Genomic DNA, 25308 nt, shown 5'->3' with positions numbered 1-25308 from the left:
CCGGTTCCAAAAGGGGATAAGGAACCGGATTTTTATGTTTTTGAATTTCTAGAATATTCTTAGTATTCTTTACTTAACTAGGCCCGTGCAAAAAGGGATTTAAAGAATACATATCCAAAACCTAAGAAAAGCATAAAATGAAATGGGAACAACCCAAAGTCATTTAAAGGAATAGCACTATACATTCCAAAAAGAAAATAGACCATTAATAATGCTTCTAAAATCATGTTGGGTGATAATTTGGTTGCTAAGTACTTATTGCCCTTCCAGCTGTCCTTTATATTATTCAGGTTAAATTTTGGAGTCCTTACAAATTCACTTCTCTTTCCCATATGACCTTCCAATACGGCAATAGAATTATGCAAAGAAAATCCGAGGGCAACGGAGAAAAAGGTAAAGAATATCCGTATATAGTCTACAAAACTATCAAGGCTACTGCCCTGTATACTCTTATAGGTAAACCAGTAACATACAAATAGTATAATGGTACTAAGTATAAAGAACTTGGTAGCTTCAAAAATCCATCCCAAATGATCATAGGTGTTCTTAATGTACATCATAGGGATACTTAATAGTGCAACCAAAAAGACACAAAGGAACATAGAGCTATTTAACAAGTGCATAACTCCGTGGAACTTAGTCTTAAAAGAAATATTTTTAGCGCTAACCACGCTCCAAACTGTTTTTTTAAAGTTCTCTGCACCTCCTTTGTTCCAACGGAACTGTTGGGAACGTGCGGCACTGATTACTACTGGAAGCTCTGCAGGGGTTTCTACATCTTCCAAGTATTTAAATTTCCAGTTTTTTAATTGTGCACGGTAGCTAAGATCCAAATCTTCGGTAAGGGTATCCCCTTCCCAGTTCCCAGCATCCAGTATGCATTCTTTTCTCCAAATACCAGCGGTACCGTTAAAGTTGATGAAATGGCCTTTAGCATTTCTACCTACCTGTTCTAAAGTAAAATGTGCATCCAAGGCGAATGCCTGAATTTTAGTTAAGGTAGAATAATCTCTGTTGATATGTCCCCATCGGGTTTGTACCACGCCAATTTCCGCGTCTTTAAAGTAGATGACAGTTTTCTTTAACCAATCGCTAGAAGGAAGAAAATCGGCATCAAAAATAGCTATAAACTCCCCTTTGGCAGTAACAAGTCCTTCTTTTAAAGCGCCTGCTTTAAAACCTTGTCTATTGGTTCTACGGATATGTTGTATATCCAGCCCAGTTTCTTGTAGTGCTTCTATTCTTTTGGCAGTCTCCAATACAGACTCGTCCGTAGAATCGTCTAAAACTTGAATCTCTAACTTGCTTTTGGGGTATTCTATTTTAGCAATGTTGTCCAGTAAGCGTTCCATCACATATTCCTCGTTGTAAACAGGTAACTGTATGGTGACGAAAGGAATCTCTTTTGGATCTAGTAAATTGTATTTAGGGGCTTCTTTATTTTTTCGTTTTTGCCCTAGATAGTTGACCAATAGATTTAATTGGGCCAAACTATAAAAGAAAATTAATAATAAGGATACACTGTAAACGGTAATGATAAGGTAAGTAATTGTTATTCCCATTTTTTATTTTATGCTGTATTTAAATATCCAACCTAGGATTTTTGCGCCTGCAAATATACTACCTTTTAGCGTTCCTGATACTTTTGAAACTCCAATTCTTTTTTTGTAACGAACTGGTACTTCGGCATATGTAAAACGTCGTTTAATGGTTTTTAATTGCATCTCTACCGTCCAGCCATAGGTTTTATCCTCCATTTCGAGCGCCAATAGTGTTTCGTACTTAATTGCTCGGAACGGACCAAGGTCTGTAAATCTGGCTCCAAAAAACCACTTCATCAGCGTAGTAGCAAGGGCATTGCCAAAAACCTGTTGTGGTGTCATAGATCCATCTTCTCTTAATTCCTTTACCCTAGAGCCAATTACCAAATCAACATTATTTTCCAATATAGGTTGTATCACTTTGGGTAGTTCCTCTGGATAGTCAGAATAGTCTCCATCCATAAATACGATAATATTAGGCTGTTTGGATTGTTTGGAGAGGTAATTAATTCCTTTAAGGCAAGCGTAACCATATCCTTTTCTGTTTTCCGTGAGAACAGTAGCTCCAGCTAACGCTGCATTTTCTGCAGTTGCATCCGTAGAATTGTTGTTTACTACAATTACCTCTGATACTATTTTAGGTATATCTTTTATTACTTTGGCAATAGAATCGGCTTCGTTATAAGCGGGGATAATAACTTTAATATCCGTCATTGTATATGGAGGGGGTAATTTTTATGTTTGTTCAATTTGTTTTCCATTTGCGATGAGGCCAATGATCTTAACAGCTGTATTGAAAAACACATCGAATTAATAGTTAAATAGCGGGTGCAAAGGTATCATTAGTTTTAGGATTTTTTATTCACCAAATCCATTAAGTCTACATCGTTGCCCAGCAATACCTCTGTAGGGTTGATTCTCCCTTCTAAAGGTCCATTTTCCAAATTTAACACTCCTCTTGGGCAAACAGCAGAACATATTCCGCAGCCTACGCAGCTAGATCTAACTATGTTCTCTCCTTTCTGTGCATAGGCCCTAACATCTATGCCCTGTTCGCAGTAGGTTGAGCAGTTTCCGCAAGAAATACACTGTCCGCCATTAGTTGTAATTCTAAAGCGCGATTTAAATCGTTGAACGAATCCTAGATAGGCGGCAAGCGGGCAACCAAAACGGCACCATACCCTATTGCCAAAAATGGGGTAAAAACCTGTGCCAATCACTCCGGCGAAAATAGCACCGATTAAGAAGCTATAGGCATTCTGCACGCTCTGCGTTTTTATACCTATTACAGTATTAGACGCGGTAAAAAAGCTGTAGAGCGTCATCAGGGTCATTCCTACGGCAAAAACAAGGACTCCATGTATTAGCCAGCGCTCTACTTTCCATGAAAATAAGGATTTGCTGGAATGTTGGCGGTAAGGGTCGCCCAAAGTTTCCGCCAATCCTCCACATCCACATACCCATGAGCAGTACCATCGCTTTCCAAAAAAATAGACCAATACCGGAACTGCAACCAAGGTGAGGGCAATGCCCCACACCAAAATAAATAGTCCAATCCCTCCACTATTCAATAAGGACCTTAGATTCCATTGGAAAAAGAAATCGTAATCCAACGGAAAGATATTCTTGAAATCGTAATAGGGCATTTGGAGTCGCACCATTATTTCCGGTATCAGAAAGGCAAAAACAATCTGAAAGAAAAGAACGGAAGTAGTCCTGACCATTTGATAGGTGTTGTGCCGGTATTTAATATACATCCGTACAGCCATTACTGTCATTACAATGCTATACATAAAACCGTAAACAAACCAATGTCCAGCCGGGTTTCCACTTAACCATTGGCTAAAGGGGTCTAGGGTAAAGGTCCAGTTAACCGCATATTCTGGACGGAAGTAAAGTAACAGATAAAATGAGACCAAGTATATAAATACCAGCCAGGCGATCCATCCTCTATTCGTTGCGTTTTCATGATATATGCCGTCATTTTTAATTCCCTTTTTACCCAATAATACTACATTGGGCAGAATAAATAGCAACGCGCCAATGATGCCGAGTCCAAAAGTGAGGAACCACATCAATATTTTATTGTTCACTAAAAAGCCTTCCCCGGAAGCTTTAGCTAAGGTAGCAGCCATATCGTGAGGACCAACGTACATGACCTTATTGTATTCCTTATTTTTTCTATGATGGGCATTCGCATTTTCAAGAGCGGTCGTAATTTTAGAAGATAGTGCGCTTACCCCGTTAAAAGATTTGTCTACCACAGTGTTTTCTAATTCTTGGACAAAAATTTCACTCTTTAGATTTTGATCTGTGACTACTTTTTGAAGATTGTCCGCACTCAATGTAAATGTCCCGGTTAATGGTAGTAAGGTGAAGATGCTTAAACCGATCAGGAAAATGAGTAGGCCTATATATTTTATTGCTTTCATTATTTTATGCTAGGCGTTGCTAAAAATTCGTTTCCAACTTTTCTTTTTAGGGGCAAGGTTAGTGCCATAGGTGCTATTGTAATGTGCCACTATGGCTTTTTCATGGCGGGAATAAAATTCGGGATCAAAATTGGCATCCCTTAAATGTTCCATCGCATAACCAATCTCCCTTTCCTCCGTTAGCCATCGATCTATTATTTTGTGTCGCATTCTAATCCCGAAAGTATTAATCCCTAATAATTGATTACTGTGCTTATGGTAAGCTACGGTAATGCAAATCTTTTCTTTGGGGTGTCTCCAATGAAAATGCTGTTCGTGTTCTTTTTTTGAGTCTGCTGGAAAAACCCATCCGTAAGTTTGATATTCTATATCCAGGAATTTCGCTGAATTAAACCAGTGGCCGGGATTGTAGGGTGTTTTACGGCCACAGATAGTCTGTGCCAGTGCTTCACCCATCATTCTGCCTGTGTACCACACTGCTTCTACAGGTCTACGGCTCCCTATGGCCCGATGTTGTTCTGCGCAATCTCCAATGGCGTATATATCTTTAATATTGGTTTCTAAAAATTGGTTCACTAATACGCCTTTTCCTAGTGTTATTCCAGAGTCCTTTAAGAAGTTGATGTTGGGCGAAACCCCTGCTGTTAATCCAACTACATTACATTCTATGGTTTCCCCCTTGTCTGTGGTCACGGCCTTGGCCCTCCCATTCTCATCAGGAATAATTTCCACCAAATTGGTATTCAGTTGAAGATCAATATGATGTTCTCGGATATGCTCATTAATCATCTGGGACTCTCCTTGTGGTAAAACAATATCCCAAAAACTAGCTTCCCGCACCAAAAAGGTAACCGGGATGTCTCTGCTGCGGAGCATTTCCGCCATTTCTATTCCAATTAATCCGCCCCCTACAATGACTGCCCTTTTACAAATCTCTTTATTTGGAGCATTTGCTTCCAATAATTCTAGGTCTTGTTTGGAATATAATCCCTGCACCCCTTTTAGATCTTGCCCTGGCCATCCAAACATATTTGGTTTAGAGCCTGTGGCGATAATTAGTTTATCAAATTTTATTGGTTGCGAATTTTGAAGCAGTAGGGTTTTGTTTTCGGTATCTACTTTGTTTACATAAGCATTAACAAGTTCGATGCGATTTTTTTTCCAAAACCAATTTTCATAGGGCTGAGTGTGCTCAAACTTCATATGCCCCATATAAACATACATAAGTGCAGTTCGGGAAAAAAAGTAATCGCTTTCAGCGGAAATTACTGTGATTTTCTTGTTCGATAATTTCCGGATATGTCGGGCAGCGGTAATCCCCGCAATTCCGTTACCAATAATAACAACGTGTTCCATAGATAAATGGTTGTGTAGGCTAAGTCGGACTTAATTGATAAAACTTAAAATAATAATTCTAATTTAGAATAGATTTAATTATAGGTATAACTCAAATGTACGGATAAAGGAATTAAATGCTCGGAAGATGTATTTTTTAATCAGCCATGAATATCTTAAATTGAGGCGTAAATCTTTCTGAATGAAACAGTTTTGGGGCTTTGTTATAAGTTTGTTCTTGGTGGGGTGTGCAGACAGCCCTCAACAAGAAAAATTGAATGGGGTGAGTTTTGTTGCTTCTCACAACCCAGTGACGCAAAAAGATGTAGATGCCGTACGAGAAATACATGCTAAATGTGCGGCTATAATGCCTTTTGGATTTATAAGGGATAAGGATTCACCTGAAATAATTTTTAATACTTCTAGGCAGTGGTTTGGTGAAACCCGCACAGGGGCGAGGCAATACGTGGATTTGTTACATGAAAACGGATTAAAGGTGATGTTGAAACCACAAATTTGGATTTCTAGGGGAGAGTTTACTGGAAATCTGAAAATGGATTCCGAACAGAAATGGAAAGCTTTGGAATCTTCCTATGAGAAATTTATTATGGCCTATGCTTCCCTTGCGCAGGAAACCAAAGCCGATGCTTTTTGTATAGGAACGGAATTGGAGCAATTTGTAAAACACCGTCCTGCTTATTGGATGTCCCTAATAAAAAAGATAAGGGGTGTGTACGGAGGGAAACTGACCTATGCTGCTAATTGGGACGAATATGGCAGAGTTCCTTTTTGGGAGCAGTTAGATTTTATTGGGATAGATGCTTACTTCCCCTTATCGGACCAAAAAACACCAACGGTAGCGGAGTTGCGACAAGGCTGGCAGCAACATAAAGAGGAGATCAGGTTTTTGTCTGTAGCCAAGGATAAGCCAGTCTTGTTTACGGAATATGGTTATAGAAGTAATAATTATACGGCTAAAAAACCCTGGTTGGTAGACCATAGTCAGGATGATGTTAATCTGGAAGCCCAAGTGAATGCTACCCAAGCTATTTTTGAGGAGTTCTGGAGCGAAGAATGGTTTGCGGGAGGCTTTGTCTGGAAATGGTTTATAGATCATGAAAGATCAGGTGGACCTATGGATAACCGATTTACCCCACAAAACAAACCGGCACAAGAAGTGATTAAGAATTTTTATAAAAGAACATCTTAGTTTGGTGTCGTGATGATAATGTATTAGGGGGACAGCCTTAATCCAATGCTGTTATAATTTTATAGAACAATGATGCATAAATGTTAATGCCCTCCTAACTGTATTGGAATTCGGCAGAATTTTTGATAACATTTGTTTAAAATTACACTAGTGTTGAACAAAAAAACATACCTATTATTCTGCTTGCTTGGATTAATGATACTTTCTGGATATTCACAAACATCCTTAAAGACAGTCGTTGCAGAGAAAGGAGATGGAATATATTCCCTTCTTAGAAAACAAGGATTGAGCCCGGCAAAGCATTACGGGCATTTTATTGCTCTTAACAAAGACAATTTATGGGATAGTATTCATCTTTTTCAGGGCAGGGAATATATTCTGCCACCTGTTGTTGTAGACTCTGTAATGGTAGCCGATTCTGTTCAGGAGAACACTACCGAAATAAAAAAGATGCCTCAGGTAGTAGAGGAAAGTTTGTTTGGAAAAGAGCACACTTTGGTGCCAGTAAAAAGTAACAAACTAAATGGGGCGGTGTATTATTTGGTTTCTGGGAATGGTGGTCCAGATCCTGGAGCAGTGGCTACTTATAAGGGGAAAATGATTGCTGAAGACGAGTATGCATATGATATTACCCTAAGATTGGCCAAAGAGCTAATGAGTCATGGTGCCGAGACTTATATAATAATCCAAGATCCCAATGATGGAATTAGGGATTATGGAGTTTTAGAGGTAGATAGGGATGAAGTAGTCTATCCCAGCCAAGAGATTCCCTTAAACCAATTACAGAGATTAAGGCAAAGGGTAGATATAGTGAATAAGCTTTACCTGAAAAATAAGGGTAAATATCAGCGATTGATCGTAACCCATGTAGATAGTAGAAGCAAAGGGCAAAATATAGATGTGTTTTTCTACCATCATGAAAAGAGTATAAATGGAAAACACTTGGCAGAGAGTATCCATGAAACATTCTTAAATAAATACAGGAAATATCAGCCCAATAGAGTTTACGAAGGCACTTTTGGTGATCGTAGTGGCTTGTACATGGTTAAGAATACTTTGCCGGCTATGGCTTATATAGAAGTGGGTAATATAAGGAACAAAAAAGATCAGAGACGAATTTTAGATCCTAATAATAGGCAGGCCGTTGCAAATTGGATTTCTGAAGGGATTATTTTGGATCGCACCAGAAAGTCGCGTTAAGAGGTTAACTTGCAATATGTTTTTTGTAGTAGTTGTATAACTGGTCTGGGTCCAAGCCAAGAAGGCTTTGCAGATGAATCATTCCAAAATGATATTGTAATCTCACTGATCCAAGTTCCTCATATTTTCTTGCCGAAGTGATTACAAATTGAGGTAATACCGTGAACTTTGTATTTTGATATAGGCGGCTAATAAATTCGGTGTCTTCATAAATAATATAAGCCTCACTATACCCCTGTATTTTTCGAAAGAGGTTATTTTTAACAAATAAAGATTGATCGCCACCGCGACATAATTTGTGGTTTATTCTACTAAACCAAGCGAAAAATTGTAGGAATTTTTTGGAGGTATCAAATTTCATCCTGAAACAGCCTGCTTTAAAACCTTTGTTGATGGCGTTTAGAATAAATTCATCGTAACCTTTAGGGGGAAAGGTGTCGGCATGCAGAAAGTAAAGAATGTCTCCTAAAGCATGTAGTGCCCCTAGGTTCATTTGTTTGGCGCGGCCTTTATCTGATAGTAACACTGTGGCACCCTCGTTTTGGGAGATAGTAACGGTTTGGTCGGTGCTGCCACCATCTACTACAATAACTTCTTTAACTGTTTGGGTGATGCTATTTTCTCGAAGATATTTTAGAAGCCTTTTAATATTTGGGGCCTCATTAAAAACTGGGATAATGATACTAATGCTGTAGTGCTTATTTAGCTTCATTTAGTGCCCAGTTGTAGGTTGAATATTTAATTCTAGTATTGGAATCTAGCTTTATCCTTGCGTATTTATTAATATATTCAACTAAGGAACCTTCTTTAGTGAAATCTTTTTTAAACCATTTAAAAACTGCGGAAAGGGAAGCCTCATTGTTATCTAGTGTATTGCGTTGCTTATCATTTATAAAGTCTACTGCAGTTTGCTCTAGAAGTGCTTCTAAGTTAGACGATGTAAAGGCTTGGTTTAGTAATTTTGGACACGAATAGGAAGCGCAATTAATGGCAAAATGAATACGGGGATCGTTCATTTTGCGCAATATTTTATGTTCTAGGTCTCCTAGGGAAATTTCTTGGTGCCCGATAGCTACAATTTTCAGTCCCCAAGGATTTTTTATGTCTTTTATGCTCTTTAGTGGGTAATTATCCAAAATAAGACTTACGGTGACCGCATTGTAAAGATTAATGTAATAGGCTAATTGCTCTTGGCGGTTAGCGCCTTCCGTAGGTTTATTGTTTCTTAAATAGCCTAAATACTGTACAAGGATGGCTTGGTCTTTTTTGAAGCTTTTATAATTTACGTTACCACTTTTGTCCACATGCTTCTGTAGTAAGCTATCCCAAAGTGAATGATTTAATTGCATCTTTGGACCCGTGTGGATATTTCCTAAAACCGACCCGTTGGTCGCATTTATGGAAAGTCCATTTACAATTAATAGCAATAAGACAAAAGTGGTTTTACGTAACATAATTTAAGATTAACCCTTATTTTAGCGATCGATAGGGCTACTACATATCTATTTCTAAAACATTAGCAACATCCGCCTCCATTATAATGAAAAGTGCTTTCGCTTATATGTATTTCTGCATTGCTCTTTTGTAGCGCAGCGGCTGTTTTATCACAAACTGCTAGGGGCTGATTTTGCATTAATACATGACCATCTTTATCATCAAAATATTCCTCATCACCATAGTATATAGCGGTCTTTCCTGTAAAAATACAAGGTCCGTCCTTTGGCACTGGATCTTTTATAGCGGCAATTTCAATGGACTCAATAAAAATGAGTTCGTCTGTAGGATAATGGTTTGGAGATAGCACTCGGTACGATTTTCTAGCTCTAATTTCGATGGTTCCAAAGCCAGCATCGGTAAGTACTTTTACATATTCTTTTAGTGGAATGCTCCCACTTAGGCAAAGAGCGCGTAGGCGATCATCGTTCCTAAGGGTATCGTTCATGGGCTGCTCACAAATAGGGTCGCTCATTACTAACCGACCGTGTGGTTTTAAAACCCGGTACATTTCGGAAACTGCTTTCTTTAAATCTTCGGCTTTAAATATGTTGAAGAGGCAGTTTTGTGCCGCTACATCTATGCTTGCATTTGGAATAGGTAGGTTTAGCGCATCCCCTTTAAGGAGGTTTACAAATTCGCTTTTAAACCACGGATTTTCTTTTTCTGCTACTTCAAAGTTTTTACGAGATGCTTCAAGCATTTCATCTACAATATCTACGCCAATAACACCTTCTACTTGTCTAGAGAAGTACGCGAACTGAAGTAACTCCATGCCTCCACCAACACCTACATAAAGGACTTTTGGGTTATTGGTAAGGTCTTGTGGCGAAATAGTACTCCCACATCCATAATTCATTTCTTGCATTATTTTGGGGATGGAAAGTCCTGGGAATTGCCATGTAGGGTTGGTAGTGCAGCAAAGCCCCACATCTGGGGTTAATGCGGCTTCCTTATATAATTCATTCGTTGCATTTAAATAGCTCATGGGAATAGTATTAGGGGTTAACGGTTAGAGAGCTATTGCTCTACACCGTAGTTTATTTCATCAATTTATTTGTCGTTATTACTTTTAAAAGCTTTCGTAATCAGGAATATTTATTGTTTTAGCGTCAACCTATATCAGGAACACACACCCATCTGAATACTCAATACTATCTAGATTTCCTTTATTAATTCACGGAACAACTTTATCATTTTAGGTTCTGTGTTAGCGGCAATCTCAATAATTTCGGCAATGTTTACCGGTTGTAATTTCTCAGGATCGCATTCGTCTGTCAGTACGGAGACGGCAACCACGGGCAATTTTAAATGGTTGGCAACAATAACTTCAGGTACGGTGCTCATGCCTACCGCATCTGCTCCCATCATTTTTAACATTCGGTATTCCGCTTTAGTTTCCAGTTGAGGACCTAGAACGGAAACGTAAACACCTTGGCGAAGGGTTATCTTTTCTTGCTCTGCTATTTTTATAAGTTTTTGACGCATCTCAGGATCATAGGGTTCACTCATATCCGTAAATCGATTGCCAAATTCCCCCACGTTTTTAAAAGCTAAAGGTGATCCTCCCTGCAAATTGATATGATCTTCAAGGAGCATAATCTCGCCTTTTTTGTAATTTAAATTTATGGCGCCGGCTGCGTTGGAGATAAAAAGTTTCTTAATACCCAAGCGTTGCATTACTCTAATTGGGTAGGTAACATCCACTAGGTCGTATCCCTCATAGAGATGGAATCTCCCTTGCATAACCACCACTTTTTTATCCTCTAAAATTCCATAAATCAATTTTCCTGCATGGAATTCTACAGTGGCCAGTGGAAAATAGGGAATGTGGTTGTAGAAGGCTTCAATGGGACTTTCAATATCCTCGGCCAATTTTCCTAATCCTGTTCCTAGAACCACCCCAATTTCGGGTTTGTCGAATCCTTTTTCAATAAGATATTCTACGGATTCGTTTAATTGTTTGCTTGTCATATACACTATTATTTTTTTAAAAAAGGTTTAAACACTGCTATGTCTTTTATGTCGTCATAGTGGTCGATGTCATTTTTAGGGGATAACAGAAAAAACTTTTCATCTCGTAAATGTTCTAATGTGTTGTTTAGTACGGTATCTGTTCCCCAGGTCTTGCCCTTAAATAATTGGGGCATAAGTTTTTTCATTCCCAATAAGTAATAGCCGCCGTCTAAAGCAGGACCTACTACGTAATCATGAGTGTCAAAGGCGTTGAAAGCCGCATTAATTTCCTTTTGATCCAAGTCATACATATCGCTTCCAATAACTATGATCTTTTCATAGCCCTCTTCAAAACCATCCTTAAAAGCATTGGCCATCCGTTCTCCCAAATCTATTCCATGCTGCAATTTTTTTGTATAATGAGTAGAATTCCAGATATCGTCTTCACCAATGTAATCGGAGTAGCATACCCATTTATCAACGTTTAAGTCTTTGGTTATGTTTTGGGTATGTAAAAGTAGGAATTTGTAAATATCCAATGCATTTTTATCACCAATACTAGCGGCTAGCCTTGTTTTGCATTTGCCCAAGATAGGATTACGGGTGAAAATTAAAAGTAGGTTTTTACGATTTAACATAGGGTAGCGTATTTTCTAGATTAGTTTGATGAATGTGACTAAGAAGAAGATTTCTTAGCGCTATGGCGTGAATCTTTATTATATGCTTTCTCTCCATTGGTCAGTAGTTTTCCCCAGTGTTTATTAAAAGCATGTATGCTGTCGGTTTATTGACCTTTGGAATTGTATACTAGGTAGCCTTTATTTTTCCAATCGAAGATGCCGCCATATAAATTTAGTACTTGGGTATATCCTAATTTAATCAGTTCTTCACCGATTTTCTCGGATCTTACTCCAATGGAGCAATACACTACAATAGGGGTGTTTTTATCTGGGATTATGGTCTGGATATTAGTCGGGTTAAAATTAGTATACCCTATCCTGACTGCTCCTGGTAGTTTGCTTACGGCATACTCTTGTTTTTCTCTAGCATCTAACAGGGTGAATTGAGATTGGAGATTTAGTTCATCGGTTGTGATATAGGGGACACTGTGATTATTTAATTTTTGCAGGGTGTTTTCTATGTCCTGCTGACCATGGCTGTTAAGAAAGCAAAGAAAGAATGCAACAAGGGGTAATAAAATTTTCATTGTAAGGTCTGTGTCAATCAACAAATATACTAAACCTACGATCATTACATATACCAATTTTACGGCGTTATAATGATATTGCATTGATAGAAAGATATTAGATATGCGTCCCACTACTAAAGAGTGAGTTAAGTGCATGTTCTGCCAAATCTTTCGATTTAAATTGAATAAAACCCATTAAATTAGTAAAGAAAAAGGCGGAAATAAAAAAAGCCCTTGAAAATCAAGGGCTTTTGAGGTGGTGCCTCCAGGAATCGAACCAGGGACACATGGATTTTCAGTCCATTGCTCTACCAACTGAGCTAAGGCACCAATTGCTGTTAGCGGGTGCAAATATAAATTCAATTTTAATATATACAAACAAAAATGTAAAAAAAGGAGGTTCTTTTTTTACATTTTTTGATCTTTGCAATATGAATTTAATTATCGATGCGGGTAATACCCTAGTTAAAATGGCGGTTTTCAAGGGTCGGGACATAGTGTATGACCAGAAAATTCCTTTGAAAGATTTTGCTAAAAATGTAAGATCTATTTTTTCTGAGTTCAGAAGTATTCAATATGCCATGCTTTCTACCGTAGGCGCTTTAAGTCAGGCTGAAATAGACATGGTGTCTGTTTTTTGCGGTGTGCATGTCTTGAGTCATGCTACCAAAATTCCTTTTAAAAACTCCTACGCTACTCCTCAAACCTTAGGGGTAGATCGTATAGCTCTGGCAGCAGCAGCATTTTATTATAATCCCAATGGCAATACCTTGGTGATAGATGCTGGTAGCTGCGTAACTTATGATCTGATAAACGATTATGGTGAGTATTTGGGGGGAGCAATCTCGCCAGGGGTAGCCATGAGATATAAGGCCTTGCACACGCAGACAGCAAAATTACCGTTTTTGGAACAAGAGGAAATTGCTGATTTTATTGGGAATACTACCGAAACTAGTATCCATAGTGGAGTGGTAAATGGTATTTGTAACGAAATTGATGGTGTAATTTCACAATATCAAAGTAGATTTACAGATTTAACAGTTATTTTAACAGGCGGTGATGAGCAATTTTTGTCAAAACGATTAAAAAATACCATATTTGCGCATTCTAATTTTCTCCTATTGGGGTTAAATCATTTGCTAGAATACAACAAACGCTAGATGATCAAAAATTTTATAATTGCATTTTTATGCGTAACTTCGGTTAGCATTCATGCCCAGAACAGTACGGTGTCTCCATATTCTTATTTCGGTATAGGGGATTTAAGGGCAACCAATTCGGTGGAAAACAATATGATGGGAGGTTTAAGTGTGTATGGAGATAGTATCCATATCAATTTAAATAACCCCGCTGCCTATAGTAAATTACGATGGACAACTTATACTGCGGGGCTTTCAAGGAACGAGTATAGCTTTAAGACTAATTCCTCTAAGGAAAGTGCTTCTGTATCCAATTTGGATTACTTGTCCCTAGGTTTTAGTTTGGGAAAGAAAGTTGGACTTGGTTTTGGGATTATGCCTTATTCTTCGGTAGGATATAATTTTCAGTCAGAACGAGCTCCGGCCGGTCAAGATACGATTAGAGAGTCGTTTTCTGGATCCGGGGGAATAAATAGGGTGTATCTCTCTTTGGGGTACGAAGTGGTTAAGAATTTAAGTTTAGGGGTGACTTCCAACTTTAATTTTGGAAATCAGGAAAGTAGCAGTATTCAGGCCATTGAAGGGGTTCAATTAGGTTCCTTTAATAGGGTGAATTCTAGAATAAATGGGTTCGATTTTAATTTCGCACTTAATTATACTCCTAAGATAGATGAAAAACATACGCTATTTACTAGTGTGATTGTAAATACCCAGGCAAATCTAATTTCTAGAAATACACGTGCCATTGGTTCCTTTTCTACTGCTAATGGGATGGATGTAGAGGTCATAGATGTGGATTTGGAAAGACAAGGACTTGCAAGGACGGGTGTTCAGATTCCTACCACAACCACCCTAGGGCTTGGTTATGGACAGGATAAGAAGTGGTTTTTAGGTGCGGAATACAGCTTTCAAGAATTGAGTAAATTTGAGAATGAGTTATCGCCTTCTAGTAATTTGGTATATCAAAATGCAAATACAATAAGGTTTGGTGGATATTATATTCCAGAATATACTTCTTTTACGAGTTACCTAAAACGCATTGTATATAGGGCTGGAGCAAAGGTTTCAACCTCTGGGATCGTGGTAGATAATAAAGAGATAAATGATTTTGGCATAACTTTTGGTATAGGTCTACCGCTAGGTCAAGGATATAATTTTTCCAACGTAAATATTGGTTTTGAACTTGGTAAAAGAGGAACCAAATATGGCGATTTAGTCGAAGAAAATTATTTCAAGGTCAATTTAGGTCTATCGTTAACTGATCTAGATTGGTTTGTAAAGCGTAGAATTAATTAATAATAACTACATTAACCACTATTAAAATATTCAGACAGATGAAAAAGAAACTCTACATCACAGCTATAACCGTAATGGGGGTTATAGGTTTAGGGCATGCACAGGCGCAAAACCCAGAATGCATGACAAATTTATCTATATATACAGAACATGTAAAGGTTAAGAATTATGATGCTGCCTATACGCCCTGGAAAATGGTGTACGAAAATTGTCCTACGTTAAACTGGGCCAATATTCTTTATGGAGAGAGAATATTAAAAGATAAGGTGGCAAAATCTACAGGAGCAGCTAAAACAGCTAGCATTAATGAGTTATTGGAGCTTTATGACAATCGTATAAAGTATTTCGCATCTAAAACTAGTCCTGCCGAAACTGTTATCGATAAGGTGTTGTTGAAGTATGATGAAAAAATGACCACCAATGAGGAGGTTTATTCGGAATTGGATAAGGCATTTAAGGATGATAATACACATTATAAGAATCCAAAAGCACTTTATCTGTATTTCTCCAGTTTGGTAGATCTTCATAACGAGGGTAAAAGGGAGGTAGAAGAAGTATTTGAAAGATATGATGCTATTACGGAAAAAATTGAAGCAGAAAATGACATGCTCACGGGTGCAATAGCTAAGCTCTTGCCTAAAGAGGATGCAGGTACTTTGTCCAAAAAGGAAGCAAGCCAGTTGAGATCTTATAATAGTTATTCTGAAAGCTATGGTAAAATAGCAGAGAGTATAGATAGTAAGCTTGGAGCTTTGGCGAACTGTGAAAACTTAATTCCACTTTACAATAAGAGCTTTGAAGAAAAGAAGGGCGATATCACTTGGGTGAAGAGGGCAGTAGGAAGAATGTATAGCAAGGAATGTACGGAAGATCCATTGTTTAAAAAATTATTTGAGGCGCAATTGGCTATGGAGCCATCTGCAAGTGCCTATATGTATGGAGGTGCTCTAAAAAATAATGCTGGGGACACTAAAGGTGCGATTGCAGATTTTAACAAGGCATTGGAATTGGAGACCGATTCTAAAAAGAAATCCAATATTGCCTATAGGATAGCAACCAGTTACAGGAGATCTAGTAAGTCTACTGCTAGGAGTTATGCTCAAAAAGCTATTGATGCTAACCCTGCAAATGGAAAAGCATATTTGTTAATCGCTAGTTTATATGCCTCTAGTGCTAATGAGTGTGGTAATACTCCTTTTGAAAAGAGAGCAGTATACTGGAAAGCTGCAGAAATGGCTCGTCAGGCTGGTCGTGTAGATCCAGCGGTAAGTGGTAGCGCTGCACAAGCAGCAAAAAGCTATGATGCTAAAGCTCCTTCCAAAACAGATATTTTCAACTCTGGAATGGCTGGTAAAACAGTAAATTTCTCTTGTTGGGTTGGTGGTAGCGTAAAGGTGCCTAGCTTATAAGATGATATCGAAAAAAATATATAATACAACTAGCATTGCCATAGTCATTTCTATGGCAATGCTTTTTTGTTCTTGTGCCGATAATTATAAGAGGGTAGGCGATGAGGCGATAAAAAATATATTTCCCAGTGGAATTGCAGAAGATTTCACATTGACCTATACAGAGACCAATGGGGAGAAGGAGGAAGATGGAGAGGTAGTTTCCCGGGTTGTTGCTGTTTTAAAGAGTGCTGTTAGTAACGATTTTGATAATTTATCCTTTTCATATAGGACTTTCCCGGACGGATTAAAGGTTGAGTTTTTTGATGATAAAGGGATGAAAAGTACTGTTACAGCAGATTTTGGTATAATATATTCTAAAACAAATTTGATAGATTTGCAGGGAAATGTGGTTATAGAAACTGAGGACGGTAAAAAGTTGGAGGCGCCTCAAATATTCTGGGACAGGAACAACGATTGGATTTTTACTCAGGAAAAATTTAAATATACTAATCCCGAAGAAGGTACCGTTATGGATGGAGAAGGAATGGATTTTAATAGATCTTTCAGTTTCTTACATGCCAACAGAACCTATGGATTAATGAGTATAAAAGAGAAGAAAGATGATTAAAATATTAAGGTATACGGAGTATATTTACCTAGCAGTGGCAGTAATATCTATTTTTGAGATTTACGCGGAGTGGAACTTGGATAGGGAAAGAGCCTATTTGTTCGTTTTCTTTGCTGTAGTCTCAGTAGGGATGTTTATTTTTAAAAAAACCTATAGAAAACGGTTTGAGGACCGTCAAAAAAACAACAAAAAGTAGCCTTGGAGCCAACAATAATCGTTATTGTTATTTCCTTGCTTTTTTCCGCATTTTTCTCGGGGATGGAGATCGCGTTTATTTCCGCGAATAAAATCCATATAGAGATAGAGAAAAAGCAAGAAGGGTTTATGCCTAAGGTGCTTGCGCGCCTAACTAAAAAACCCTCTAAGTTTATTGCCACTATGTTAATCGGCAATAATATTGCCCTTGTGGTGTACGGGTTATTTATGGGTGACCTGCTAATGGCGTTGTTTGCGGATTTTAAAACTTCCGATTTTGGCTTTATAAGACTGATGTTTACAGATTTCAGTCTGGTCACCAATACTGTTATTTCTACCTTAATCATTTTATTAACGGCAGAATTCTTGCCTAAGGTGCTATTTCAAATTTATAGCAATACGCTTTTAAGAATATTGGCGTTTCCTGCGTTTATTTTTTATGTGATTTTTTCCTTTATATCAGATTTTGTGATATGGATTTCTGATTTTATCCTTAAAGTATTTTTTAAAACCGATGGCGATGAGGTACAATTGGCATTTAGCAAAATAGAATTGGGAGACTATATTACAGAGCAAATGGAAGCGGTGGAGAAGGAGGATATGATTGACTCTGAAATACAAATATTCCAGAATGCATTAGAATTTTCTGCTGTAAAAGCTCGGGAGGTAATGGTGCCAAGGACCGAAATTGCGGCTGTGGAGCTTCATGATACCCCTAAAAACTTAAAGAAACTCTTTGTTGAAACTGGGTTCTCAAAAATATTGGTTTTTAAAGATACGGTAGACAATGTAATTGGATATGTGCACTCCTATGAGCTGTTTAGAAAACCAAAGACCATTAAGAGTATTCTAATGCCGGTAGAATTTGTTCCGGAAACTATGCTTATCAATGATATCTTAAACATTCTAACAAAAAAAAGAAAGAGTATTGCAGTGGTGTTAGATGAGTATGGAGGGACTTCTGGGGTAATGACCGTAGAGGACATTGTAGAGGAGTTATTTGGTGAGATAGAAGATGAACACGATACCACTGATCTCCATGAAGAGCAATTGGATGATGCTACTTTTAAGTTTTCGGGCAGGTTAGATGTAGATTATGTAAATGAGCATTATAAATTAAATCTACCTGAAAGTGACGTATACGAAACTTTGGGCGGATTGATAATGAATGAAACTGGAGAAATCCCAGAGAAAAACTCAGAAATTAAAATCGAGAATTTTCTTTTTACCGTATTGGAAGTTTCTAGCAATAAAATAGATCTTGTTTTATTAAAGGTGTTTGAAAAAGATTGAAGAAAGTCCTAATTATTGGTGTTTTTTAGTTTTTATTATTTCAAAAGAAAGTAGTAGTTTTGCCACCCGATAGGTATAGGGTTAATTTTAAATAGATTACAGAATGGCAGTATTAGAGAATATAAGGAAACGGACGACCGTGTTAATTTTGATCATAGGTTTGGCCTTGTTCGCATTTGTGATTTCAGGAGTGCTCAGTAATGATATGGGTGGCGGTGCCAAAGTGGGTTCCTCTGTGGGAGAAGTAAATGGGGATAAAATTTCCATTGATCAATTTAGACGTAACGTGGAAGCATATTCTAGAATGGCCGGGCCATCAGCTTCTTCTATGCTAGTAGTAAATCAAGTATGGGAAAGAGAATTGCGTAACACTATTTTAGATCAGCAGTTCGAGGAATTGGGGATTCAGGTAGGTCATGATCAAATCATAAATTACATTAAAACTATACCATCTTACGTTCAAAATCCGGAGTTTCACAATGCTAATGGCATTTTTGATGAAAACAGATTTAAAGCGGCAGTGGCAGATTGGAAGGCAAATAATCCAGCTCGTTATAATCTATGGTTGCAAGACGAGCAAGCCATTATTCAGAATGCAAAAGAACAAACCTACTTTAACTTGGTGAGAGCCGGTGTGGCATCTACACTAAAAGAAGGTGAGTTGGAATATAATTTGGCCAATAACAAGGTAGACATCAAATATGTCAGGGTTCCTTATACTTCGATACCGGATTCTACTATAGCGGTTAGCAAAAAAGAAATTGAAGCGTACGTTAATGCGCATAAAGAAGATTTTAAACAAAGTGCGTCAAGGGATATCCAATTTGTGTATTTTGAGGAGAAGCCTTCTGTAGCGGATGATACTCAAGTAAAGGATGAGATCACAAGTCTTTTAGAGGATCAAGTAGAGTACAATACCCAGAAGGATGCCAATGATACTATCCTTGGTTTTAGAACCACTAAGGATATTGTAGCCTTCTTAGATAGGAATTCTGATCAGAAATTTGACTCTATCTATAAAGCTAAGAACGAATTGTCTGCAAAATTTGCTGATACCCTTATGGCATTGCCTAAAGGTGCTATCTTCGGTCCATATAAAGATGGTAATTTTTATAAGGTTTCTAAGATGATAGATAGGAAGCCAAATGGTTCTGTAAAGGCAAGTCATATTTTAATCGCTTATGAGGGTGCCCAAAATGCTAATCCTGATGTAACGAGGACTAAGGAGGAAGCTGAGAAAAAAGCCAAGGAATTATTAAGCGAAGCTAAGCAGAATACTACTATCTTTACTCAATTGGCTAGAGATAATTCAGACGGACCATCTGCTCCAAGCGGTGGCGATCTTGGATACTTCCAAGAAGGTGTTATGGTTGAAGAGTTTAACGATTTTGCTTTTAAAAATGCCGTTGGGACTATAGGATTGGTGGAAACCGATTTCGGATTCCACGTAGTTAAGGTAGACGATAAACAAGATGTAGTTCAAATAGCTACTTTGGCAAGAGAATTAGAGCCTTCAGAGGAGACGGTTAATGCACTGTTTACAGAAGCTACAAAATTTGAGATGGACGCTATTGATAGTAAGGATTTTGCAGCAACGGCCAAAACAGGAAATTTTGTGGTAAGACCTGTAAATAAGATTAATGCCATGGATGAAAATCTACCTGGATTGTCTGCGCAACGCGCCATCGTGCAATGGGCCTTCAACGAAAATACGAAGCTTGGTGAAGTTAAGAGGTTCGATATTAATAAGGGATATGCCGTAGTGCAATTAACTGCAAAATATAAGGAAGGATTAATGGCAGCAGAAGATGCTTCTGTATTGGTGTTGCCTAAGATTAGAAAGGAAAAGAAAGCGGCCCAGATTATAAGTGCCAATAAAGGCAAGTCTATGGATGCTTTCTTTAAGGATAACAATGTCAGTGTTTCTACAGCTACAGCTTTAACCATGAAATCGCCAATTATTCCTGGTGCAGGAGCGGAGGCTTATGTAGTAGGTTCAGCTTTTGCTATGGATCAAGGCGCTACTTCTGGACTCTTAGAAGGTGAAACTGGCGTGTATATGGTTACAGTTACTAAAAAAGAGGAAGCTCCAAAATTGGATAATTATAGTACTTATGCCAACAATCTTCAAGCATCTGCCGTAGGTAGAGTCAACTTGTCTGTTTACAATGCACTTAAAGAAGCATCAGAGATTGAAGATAAAAGGGCTACTTTTTACTAGTTAGCTTAAAGAAAACAGTTATAACAAAAGAGGCGATCCAAATGGATCGCCTCTTTTTTGTTTATTATAGAATTGTAAATTCAGGTATGTGTAAAAAAGTTATCTGCTCAAAATAGCTGCTTATTTTACCTCACCATTTTGGTATAGGGGATAATAGTATGATATCCCTTATCCCTAAAGTAATCTGCGGTATTCTTATTGCCTGCTACCAATATAAAATCGCCTCCCCAAGCTCCCAAACTTTTTATAGCTCCTTTAAAATCAGGAAAAAACTGCTCTTTTACCGTAGGAGTATCCAGTATTTCACTTATGATAGCTTCATGTTTATGGATTAGTTTCTCAAACTGCTGACGTTTAGTGCAGGTAAGGATTCTTTGGGTAATGCTATTTATTTTTGGTAGTATCGTATAAAGGTCTAGTTCCTTAGATCGGTAGGCGGCAATACCCTCCCTGCTATTCTGTTTTTCGTTTAAATATATAAAGTATAGTTCATTTCTAAAAGAGGGATCAAAGGGAACCGTTTTTACTGTGGGTTGTTTATCTTTTAGTTGATAGGTAATTGGGCTATTATTTTGAGCGCAGGCAATATCATATCCACTACCAGAAAACGAATTCCACAGTAGCGTATAGGCATCTACTTTGGCCCATTGTGCAATATTGTTGATCAGTGTGGAGGACGATCCTAGTCCCCATTCCCTAGGGAAGTTTAATGAGCTTGTAACTTCGTAGCCGTCTTCTTCCTTAAGAAATGAAGGGTTTAACTTTTTTGCTTCATTTAAAATAGATCGAAGCGTGTTGGAGACTTCCGCTTTATTTATAGATGGGTTAGGATTATCTGTAGGAGTTGTGACTTGTAAAGTGTTATTTCCCGTTGAACTAAGGTCATAGGTTTCTTGAAACCAGACTTTTCCTTTTTCATCTAAACTTTTCCAATTTAGGTGTCGTCCTTGAACTGATTTCACGGATAAGGATTGACCATATACCGTGGGGACAGCCAAGCTTAAGGCTCCATCCAATACTACGTATTCTCCGGTGATCAATAGTTTTCCGTTGCTATAGAAAGAAGTCATCATTTTTGTGTTCTTAAGTTTTCAAAAGCTGCTACCACAGCGCTGTGGGTAGCCGTATGCTTTTTGAAATAAGTAGTAAGGGTTTTCTTTTCAGCTGTTGTTGCTCCCAGTTGGTTAAGGATGTTTAGAAGGTGCATTTTCATGTGTCCTTGCTGGATCCCTGTAGTAATAAGTGATCTAAGTGCACCAAAGTTCTGCGCTAATCCGGCAGATGCCACAATCTGCATAAGCTCTTTTGCGTTTGGTCTTTGAAGGATTTCAAGAGCCATCCTTACCATGGGGTGAAGGCTTGTTAGCCCCCCAACAGTTCCTAAAGCTAAAGGTATTTCTATCCAAAATCGGAAAATATTGTTTTCAATGCTGGCATGGGTAAGGCTGGTGTATTTTCCATCTTTGGCGGCATAAGCATGTGCTCCGGCTTCTATAGCCCTAAAATCATTACCCGTTGCCAGGATTACTGCATCTACACCATTCATAATACCCTTATTGTGGGTAACAGCTCTATATGGCTCTACCTTTGCTATGGCAACCGCTCTCACCATCTTTTCCGCAAATTCTAATGGGGAAATATCGTGATGTTCCTTTAAATCATCTACGGGGCAGCTTACTTCTGCCCTTACCAAACAATTAGGAGTATTATTGGAGAGAATACTCATTACAATTTCGATTCTGCGTTCGCGCTCCGTAAAATTAGAGTAGTTTAATGCCTCTTCTTTTAAGGTGTCTGCAAAGCTTTCTAAACAGGAGTTGATAAAATTGGCTCCCATGGCGTCCAGTGTCTCAAAAGTACAGTGTATTTGATGGTAGTTGGGAAGGTCTACACTCTTATCCCTTAATTCAATGTTGTTTATGCCTCCTCCACGTTTCTCCATGTTTTTAATTATGGAGGCAACATTAGAAAGTAGTTTAGGTTTTATCTTGGTAAAGAAGCTTGATAGTTTAGCGGTGTCACCATGATACATAAAGTGCACTTGGCCTACCTTTTCAGTTCCAATAATACTGGTTTTAAAGCCACCCCTGTTTTGCCAAAATTTTGCTGCTTTGCTTGCCGCGGCAACAACTGAGCTTTCCTCTATGGCCATAGGGATAGCGTAAAGTTTGTTGTTTATTAAAAAATTGGGAGCGATTCCGAGTGGGAGATAAAAGTTGGTTATTGTGTTTTCTATAAACTCATCGTGTAATTGCTGTAGTTTCTTATCATTGCTCCAGTACTTTTTTAGGATTTCTATGGTTTCCTCACTATTGTTGGTATACGTATTTGCTACCCACTTAATTTTTTCCTCTTTGGACAATTTGGAAAAACCTTCTATTGGTTTAATCATAGTTGCATCGATTTCATCCGGTAAAGATAGTAATTACAAGAACAAGGAATAATGAGATTGAAAAGTGTATTTTTACGCAATTAGCACATTATAATATTAGCTTAAATCGCTTATTTTTGTGAATTTTTTAGTAATCTTGACACTTTTAATCAATTTAATTAAATAAGCAGGGTCCTACGTGACTTATGCGCTCTTAATTTTTATGAAATCTCTGAGTCTTGTGAAAAAAGCACATTTTTTATTATTGATTTTTGTTGTTGCCTCCTGTACAGCGCTTATTGCCCAAAATAAGAAAATTACCCTTGAGGAAATCTATAGCGGAACATTTGGTACCAAAGGAATGGATAGGTTGCGATCACTTCAAAACGGAGATCAGTACACTATACTTAACTTAGACAGGAAAAATGGAGTGTCTTCTATAGACAAGTATGATTATAAAACCTTAGAAAAGGCAGAGACCATACTAAGTTCATCAAAAGAGAATGGCATTCCATTCTTCACCTCATATGAATTTAACAATGATGAATCTAAATTGCTTTTGGCAACGGAAATTAGGCCCATTTTTAGAAGGTCTACCTTGGGGGTTTATTTCGTATACGACATCAACACAAAACAAATCACCAAAATTTCTGATGATAAAATCCAGGAACCCTCCTTATCTCCTGATGGGAGTAAGGTTGCCTATGTAAGGGATAATAACATCTACCTATTCGACCTCATTTCGAATACGACTGTGCAGATTACTAATGATGGAGAAAAAAACAAGATAATTAATGGGGTTACCGATTGGGTTTACGAAGAGGAATTCGCATTCGTACGGGCATTTGAATGGAATTCAAATGGTAGTAAATTGGCCTTTATACGATTTGATGAGACCAATGTGCCCGAGTTTTCAATGGACGTGTATGGGAGTGATCTATATCAAACCCAAACCGTATTTAAATATCCAAAAGCCGGGGAGGATAATGCGCTAGTTTCCCTTCACATGTTTGATGTTAATTCGGGAAGAATATCTACAATAGATCTTAATGAGCCCTACTATATTCCAAGGATTAAATGGATGAACAATCCCGATTTTTTAAGTGTACAGACGCTGAATAGACACCAGAATAATTTAAAATTAGTACAAGTAAATGCCCAAAACGGTACTACCAAAATCTTATTGGAGGAAACGGATAATGCCTATTTAGACATAACAGACAATCTTACTTTTCTTAAAGATGATGGTTTTATTTGGACCAGTGAGCAAGACGGGTACAATCATATTTATTTGTACGATTCCAATGGAAAATTAAAGTCCCAAGTTACCAAAGGACCATGGGAAGTGACCAATTATTATGGATATGATCCAAAGTCCGGCCGAATTTATTATCAGTCTACCGAAAATGGTTCAATTAACAGGGATGTCTACAGCATTCGCAGCAATGGCAAAAGTAAAAAAAGGCTATCACACAAGATAGGAAGGAATTCAGCTGATTTTAGTGCTGATTTCACTTATTTTATAAATACCTATTCTAGTGCTGCTACTCCTCCAGAATTTACACTGCACCTTGCTTCCAATGGAAATAAAATAAAGGATATTTTAGATAATAGGGATCTATTAGTGCATCTTGAAAATTATAATTTAAGCCCCAAAGAATTTTCAACCATAAAAATTAATGGCAACGAATTAAATATGTGGATGATAAAACCTACAGATTTCGATGTCAATAAAGAGTACCCCATGTTTATGACCCAGTACAGTGGTCCCGGATCTCAATCCGTTTCCAATTCGTGGAGGGGTAGCAACGATTATTGGTATCAGATGTTGGCAGATGAAGGCTATATAGTTGTCTGCGTGGATGGTAGAGGTACGGGATTTAAAGGCGCCGAATTTAAAAAAGTGACCTATAAAGAGCTGGGAAAATACGAAGTGGAAGATCAAATAGATGCCGCTAAAAAATTAAGTGAGTTGCCTTATATAGATGAAGATAGAACCGGAATATGGGGATGGAGCTATGGAGGTTTTATGTCTACCAATTGTTTGTTAAAAGGGAATGACACGTTTGAGATGGCGATTGCCGTGGCACCAGTAACCTCATGGAGGTTTTATGATACTATTTACACCGAACGCTTTATGCGTACGCCCCAAGAGAATCCTACTGGTTATGATGAGAATTCGCCCTTTAATTACCCTGAACTTCTAAAAGGGAAATATTTATTGGTTCATGGTAGCAGTGATGATAATGTGCATGTGCAGAATGCCATGAGAATGGTTGAGGCATTGGTGCAAGCAAATAAGCAGTTCGAATGGGCTATTTATCCCGATAAAAATCATGGAATATACGGAGGGAATACGCGTCTCCACCTTTATACTAAAATGACCAATTTTATAAAACTAAATCTGTAATAAACAA

Annotated in this window: 22 protein-coding genes and 1 tRNA gene; 10 read left to right on the top strand and 13 right to left on the bottom strand. The window is 37.9% G+C overall.

Translation table 11 applies throughout. From position 1 onward, the window contains the following. Positions 1–77: 77 nt before the first annotated feature. The 4 genes from G466_RS0107815 to G466_RS0107800 form a co-directional block, all read right to left on the bottom strand. Complete coding sequence (locus G466_RS0107815) at positions 78–1562, bottom strand: cellulose synthase family protein (RefSeq protein ID WP_026813167.1); 1485 nt, start codon at positions 1560–1562, stop codon at positions 78–80. Positions 1563–1565: 3 nt separating this feature from the next. Further along, complete coding sequence (locus G466_RS0107810) at positions 1566–2255, bottom strand: glycosyltransferase family 2 protein (RefSeq protein ID WP_026813166.1); 690 nt, start codon at positions 2253–2255, stop codon at positions 1566–1568. A 134-nt stretch (positions 2256–2389) separates the two neighbouring features. Continuing rightward, positions 2390–3973, bottom strand: a complete 1584-nt coding sequence (locus G466_RS0107805) for a 4Fe-4S binding protein (protein ID WP_026813165.1) — start codon at positions 3971–3973, stop codon at positions 2390–2392. A 9-nt stretch (positions 3974–3982) separates the two neighbouring features. Then, positions 3983–5329: an NAD(P)/FAD-dependent oxidoreductase gene (locus G466_RS0107800; protein ID WP_026813164.1), complete on the bottom strand. Its 1347-nt coding sequence runs from the start codon at positions 5327–5329 to the stop codon at positions 3983–3985. A 181-nt stretch (positions 5330–5510) separates the two neighbouring features. On the opposite strand from G466_RS0107800, the gene G466_RS0107795 reads away from it, so the two are divergent. Together G466_RS0107795 and G466_RS0107790 are read left to right on the top strand one after the other, a co-directional pair. Then, positions 5511–6518: a glycoside hydrolase family 113 gene (locus G466_RS0107795; protein ID WP_026813163.1), complete on the top strand. Its 1008-nt coding sequence runs from the start codon at positions 5511–5513 to the stop codon at positions 6516–6518. A gap of 153 nt (positions 6519–6671) precedes the next feature. Beyond that, positions 6672–7718 carry an N-acetylmuramoyl-L-alanine amidase family protein gene (locus tag G466_RS0107790; protein ID WP_394331698.1) on the top strand — a complete coding sequence of 349 codons (1047 nt, stop codon included), beginning with the start codon at positions 6672–6674 and terminating at the stop codon, positions 7716–7718. Between the two features lie 4 nt (positions 7719–7722). On the opposite strand, the gene G466_RS0107785 is transcribed toward G466_RS0107790, so the two are convergent. From G466_RS0107785 to G466_RS0107755, 7 genes are all read right to left on the bottom strand, one after another. Beyond that, the gene (locus tag G466_RS0107785; RefSeq protein ID WP_026813161.1) at positions 7723–8430 is read right to left on the bottom strand and encodes a TIGR04283 family arsenosugar biosynthesis glycosyltransferase; all 708 of its coding nucleotides are present in this window, start codon (positions 8428–8430) and stop codon (positions 7723–7725) included. Beyond that, on the bottom strand, positions 8417–9172 hold the full coding sequence (locus tag G466_RS0107780) for a DUF547 domain-containing protein (RefSeq protein ID WP_026813160.1): 756 nt from the start codon (positions 9170–9172) through the stop codon (positions 8417–8419). Before G466_RS0107780 ends, G466_RS0107785 begins: the two co-directional genes overlap by 14 nt. 62 nt (positions 9173–9234) lie before the next feature. Continuing rightward, complete coding sequence (gene arsM / locus G466_RS0107775; RefSeq protein WP_026813159.1) at positions 9235–10200, bottom strand: arsenosugar biosynthesis arsenite methyltransferase ArsM; 966 nt, start codon at positions 10198–10200, stop codon at positions 9235–9237. Between the two features lie 170 nt (positions 10201–10370). Next, on the bottom strand, positions 10371–11186 hold the full coding sequence (locus G466_RS0107770; protein ID WP_026813158.1) for a purine-nucleoside phosphorylase: 816 nt from the start codon (positions 11184–11186) through the stop codon (positions 10371–10373). Between the two features lie 8 nt (positions 11187–11194). Then, positions 11195–11806 carry a TIGR04282 family arsenosugar biosynthesis glycosyltransferase gene (locus tag G466_RS0107765; RefSeq protein WP_026813157.1) on the bottom strand — a complete coding sequence of 204 codons (612 nt, stop codon included), beginning with the start codon at positions 11804–11806 and terminating at the stop codon, positions 11195–11197. Between the two features lie 146 nt (positions 11807–11952). Next, positions 11953–12459, bottom strand: coding sequence for a rhodanese-like domain-containing protein (locus tag G466_RS21620; RefSeq protein WP_240488300.1), 507 nt, complete (start codon positions 12457–12459; stop codon positions 11953–11955). Between the two features lie 155 nt (positions 12460–12614). Continuing rightward, positions 12615–12687: transfer RNA gene (locus tag G466_RS0107755), tRNA-Phe, on the bottom strand. Between the two features lie 101 nt (positions 12688–12788). On the opposite strand from G466_RS0107755, the gene G466_RS0107750 reads away from it, so the two are divergent. From G466_RS0107750 to G466_RS0107720, 7 genes are all read left to right on the top strand, one after another. Next, positions 12789–13517: a type III pantothenate kinase gene (locus tag G466_RS0107750; RefSeq protein WP_026813156.1), complete on the top strand. Its 729-nt coding sequence runs from the start codon at positions 12789–12791 to the stop codon at positions 13515–13517. Then, positions 13518–14792, top strand: a complete 1275-nt coding sequence (locus G466_RS0107745; protein ID WP_026813155.1) for a membrane protein — start codon at positions 13518–13520, stop codon at positions 14790–14792. A 38-nt stretch (positions 14793–14830) separates the two neighbouring features. Beyond that, a complete protein-coding gene (locus tag G466_RS0107740; RefSeq protein WP_026813154.1) occupies positions 14831–16201 on the top strand; it encodes a tetratricopeptide repeat protein in 1371 nt (456 codons plus the stop codon). 52 nt (positions 16202–16253) lie between these two features. Further along, complete coding sequence (gene lptC, locus G466_RS0107735; protein WP_157373831.1) at positions 16254–16811, top strand: LPS export ABC transporter periplasmic protein LptC; 558 nt, start codon at positions 16254–16256, stop codon at positions 16809–16811. Further along, positions 16804–17007, top strand: a complete 204-nt coding sequence (locus G466_RS0107730) for a hypothetical protein (RefSeq protein ID WP_026813152.1) — start codon at positions 16804–16806, stop codon at positions 17005–17007. Before lptC ends, G466_RS0107730 begins: the two co-directional genes overlap by 8 nt. Positions 17008–17069: 62 nt before the next feature. Then, entirely contained in the window at positions 17070–18299 is a 1230-nt protein-coding gene (locus G466_RS0107725; RefSeq protein WP_034234976.1) for a hemolysin family protein, read from the top strand. Positions 18300–18402: 103 nt separating this feature from the next. Further along, the gene (locus G466_RS0107720; RefSeq protein ID WP_026813150.1) at positions 18403–20520 is read left to right on the top strand and encodes a peptidylprolyl isomerase; all 2118 of its coding nucleotides are present in this window, start codon (positions 18403–18405) and stop codon (positions 20518–20520) included. Between the two features lie 125 nt (positions 20521–20645). Here G466_RS0107720 and G466_RS0107715 read toward each other — a convergent pair whose 3' ends face one another. Both G466_RS0107715 and G466_RS0107710 read right to left on the bottom strand, forming a co-directional pair. Beyond that, a complete protein-coding gene (locus G466_RS0107715; RefSeq protein ID WP_034234975.1) occupies positions 20646–21593 on the bottom strand; it encodes a GYDIA family GHMP kinase in 948 nt (315 codons plus the stop codon). Next, positions 21590–22912, bottom strand: a complete 1323-nt coding sequence (locus G466_RS0107710; RefSeq protein ID WP_026813148.1) for a hydroxymethylglutaryl-CoA reductase, degradative — start codon at positions 22910–22912, stop codon at positions 21590–21592. Before G466_RS0107710 ends, G466_RS0107715 begins: the two co-directional genes overlap by 4 nt. 220 nt (positions 22913–23132) lie before the next feature. On the opposite strand from G466_RS0107710, the gene G466_RS0107705 reads away from it, so the two are divergent. Further along, the gene (locus G466_RS0107705; RefSeq protein ID WP_051315563.1) at positions 23133–25301 is read left to right on the top strand and encodes a S9 family peptidase; all 2169 of its coding nucleotides are present in this window, start codon (positions 23133–23135) and stop codon (positions 25299–25301) included. Positions 25302–25308: the final 7 nt, after the last annotated feature.

The organism is Arenibacter certesii DSM 19833 (assembly GCF_000429545.1).
Lineage (GTDB): Bacteria > Bacteroidota > Bacteroidia > Flavobacteriales > Flavobacteriaceae > Arenibacter > Arenibacter certesii.
Note: the sequence above shows the minus strand (reverse complement) of the source record. Positions and strands in the feature narration are given on the sequence as shown.

Coding starts and splice junctions, on each gene's coding strand:
- G466_RS0107710 (WP_026813148.1), bottom strand. CDS start 22,912: ATGATTAAACCAATAGAAGGTTTTTCCAAATTGTCCAAAGAGGAAAAA.
- G466_RS0107750 (WP_026813156.1), top strand. CDS start 12,789: ATGAATTTAATTATCGATGCGGGTAATACCCTAGTTAAAATGGCGGTT.
- G466_RS0107810 (WP_026813166.1), bottom strand. CDS start 2,255: ATGACGGATATTAAAGTTATTATCCCCGCTTATAACGAAGCCGATTCT.
- G466_RS0107740 (WP_026813154.1), top strand. CDS start 14,831: ATGAAAAAGAAACTCTACATCACAGCTATAACCGTAATGGGGGTTATA.
- G466_RS0107805 (WP_026813165.1), bottom strand. CDS start 3,973: ATGAAAGCAATAAAATATATAGGCCTACTCATTTTCCTGATCGGTTTA.
- G466_RS0107770 (WP_026813158.1), bottom strand. CDS start 11,186: ATGACAAGCAAACAATTAAACGAATCCGTAGAATATCTTATTGAAAAA.
- G466_RS0107785 (WP_026813161.1), bottom strand. CDS start 8,430: ATGAAGCTAAATAAGCACTACAGCATTAGTATCATTATCCCAGTTTTT.
- lptC (WP_157373831.1), top strand. CDS start 16,254: ATGGCAATGCTTTTTTGTTCTTGTGCCGATAATTATAAGAGGGTAGGC.
- arsM (WP_026813159.1), bottom strand. CDS start 10,200: ATGAGCTATTTAAATGCAACGAATGAATTATATAAGGAAGCCGCATTA.
- G466_RS0107795 (WP_026813163.1), top strand. CDS start 5,511: ATGAAACAGTTTTGGGGCTTTGTTATAAGTTTGTTCTTGGTGGGGTGT.
- G466_RS0107780 (WP_026813160.1), bottom strand. CDS start 9,172: ATGTTACGTAAAACCACTTTTGTCTTATTGCTATTAATTGTAAATGGA.
- G466_RS0107725 (WP_034234976.1), top strand. CDS start 17,070: ATGGAGATCGCGTTTATTTCCGCGAATAAAATCCATATAGAGATAGAG.
- G466_RS21620 (WP_240488300.1), bottom strand. CDS start 12,459: ATGCAATATCATTATAACGCCGTAAAATTGGTATATGTAATGATCGTA.
- G466_RS0107800 (WP_026813164.1), bottom strand. CDS start 5,329: ATGGAACACGTTGTTATTATTGGTAACGGAATTGCGGGGATTACCGCT.
- G466_RS0107745 (WP_026813155.1), top strand. CDS start 13,518: ATGATCAAAAATTTTATAATTGCATTTTTATGCGTAACTTCGGTTAGC.
- G466_RS0107720 (WP_026813150.1), top strand. CDS start 18,403: ATGGCAGTATTAGAGAATATAAGGAAACGGACGACCGTGTTAATTTTG.
- G466_RS0107730 (WP_026813152.1), top strand. CDS start 16,804: ATGATTAAAATATTAAGGTATACGGAGTATATTTACCTAGCAGTGGCA.
- G466_RS0107815 (WP_026813167.1), bottom strand. CDS start 1,562: ATGGGAATAACAATTACTTACCTTATCATTACCGTTTACAGTGTATCC.
- G466_RS0107765 (WP_026813157.1), bottom strand. CDS start 11,806: ATGTTAAATCGTAAAAACCTACTTTTAATTTTCACCCGTAATCCTATC.
- G466_RS0107715 (WP_034234975.1), bottom strand. CDS start 21,593: ATGATGACTTCTTTCTATAGCAACGGAAAACTATTGATCACCGGAGAA.